The 1625-nt window shown below is 67.1% G+C and carries 1 protein-coding gene; it reads left to right on the forward strand.

The genetic code is table 11. From position 1 onward, the window contains the following. Positions 1 to 21: 21 nt before the first annotated feature. Positions 22 to 1625 (forward strand): 5-guanidino-2-oxopentanoate decarboxylase (locus V8U06_RS29070; RefSeq protein WP_427143631.1); only part of this gene is annotated, 1604 nt, incomplete at its 3' end.

The following is a 1625-nucleotide window of genomic DNA, read 5'->3' on the forward strand; positions in this document are numbered from 1 at the left end:
GGCGTACAAAGGCGATAAAACATGGCAGACACCCGTCTTACGACCGGCGAATATCTCGTCCGACTTCTGGAATCCTACGGCGTCGAATTGATCTTCGGCATCCCCGGCGTCCACACGGTCGAGCTCTATCGCGGCCTTCCGGCCACGAAGATCCGCCACGTCACGCCGCGCCACGAACAGGGCGCCGGCTTCATGGCCGATGGCTATGCGCGCGTCAGCGGAAAGCCGGGTGTCTGCTTCATCGTCACCGGCCCCGGCATGACCAACATCGCCACCGCCATGGGCCAGGCCTATGCCGATTCCGTGCCGATGCTGGTCATCTCCGCGGTCAATGCCCGCGATCAGCTCGCCATGGGGCAGGGACGGCTGCATGAACTGCCCTCCCAGCGCAATCTCGTGGCGGGCGTCGCCGCCTTCAGCCACACCCTGCTCGATCCCGCGCAACTGCCCGAGGTGATGGCCCGCGCCTTCACCGTGTTCAACTCGGCCCGTCCGCGTCCCGTCCATATCGAAATCCCGCTCGACGTCATCGTCGCCGAGGCCGGACATCTTTCCGCCCAGGCCTGGCCGTTGCCCGGCCGCGCCGCGGCTGATCCCGCCGCCATCGCGAAGGCTGCCGCCATCCTCAAGGGGGCGAAGCGTCCGATGATCGTCGCCGGTGGCGGTGCCGCCGATGCCGCCGCCGAGATTACGGCCATCGCCGAAAAGCTCGATGCCCCGGTCTTCATGACCATCAACGGCCGCGGCATCCTCAAGCCCGGCCATGCCCTGACCATGACGGGCAATCTCGCCATGCCGCCGCTGCTCGACGAACTTGCCGCCAGCGACGCCATCCTTGCCATCGGCACGGAGTTCGGCGAGACGGAGATGTATCCCGAACCCAAACCGCTTGCCTTCGGCGGCCCGCTGATCCGCATCGACATCGACCCGGCGCAGATCGTCACCGGCCTTCGCTGCGACGTGCCGATCGCCGCCGATGCAAAGCTTGCGACAACGAGCCTCAACGCCGCCCTCGGCGGGGCCCGGAAAGTCGGCGATGGAGCCGCGCGTGCCAGAACGGTGCGCGAGAAGGTGGCGGCCGGTCTCTGGCCGGCCTGTCGCACCCATGGCAGGCTGATGGAGATCGTCACGCGGGCGCTGCCCGATGCGACGGTGGCGGGCGACCAGACCGAGCCGGTCTATGCGGTCAACCAGATCTATCAGGCGCCGCAGGTGCGGTCGTTCTTCAACTCCTCGACCGGCTACGGCACGCTCGGCTACGGCCTGCCGGCGGCCTTCGGCGCGAAACTCGGCGCGCCCGCCCGTCCGTCGGTCTGCCTGATTGGTGACGGCGGACTGCAATTCTCCGTACAGGAACTGGCAAGCGCCGTGGAAGCTGGCATCGCGACGGCGGTGATCATCTGGAACAACACGAGCTACGGCGAGATCAAGGCGTTCATGGCCGAGCGGGACATTCCGCGGATCGGCGTCGACATCTTCACGCCGGACTTCGTGGGTCTTGCCAGAGCGCTCGACTGCGAGGCCTCGCGTCCCGCCTCGCTTGCCGAACTCGAAAGCGAACTGACCGCATCCGCAACCCGTTCCGTCCCAACCGTGATCGAAATCAAGGCCGGCTCGCCGCTGGC

The sequence above is a fragment of the Shinella sp. G-2 genome, from assembly GCF_050172695.1.
Lineage (GTDB): Bacteria > Pseudomonadota > Alphaproteobacteria > Rhizobiales > Rhizobiaceae > Shinella.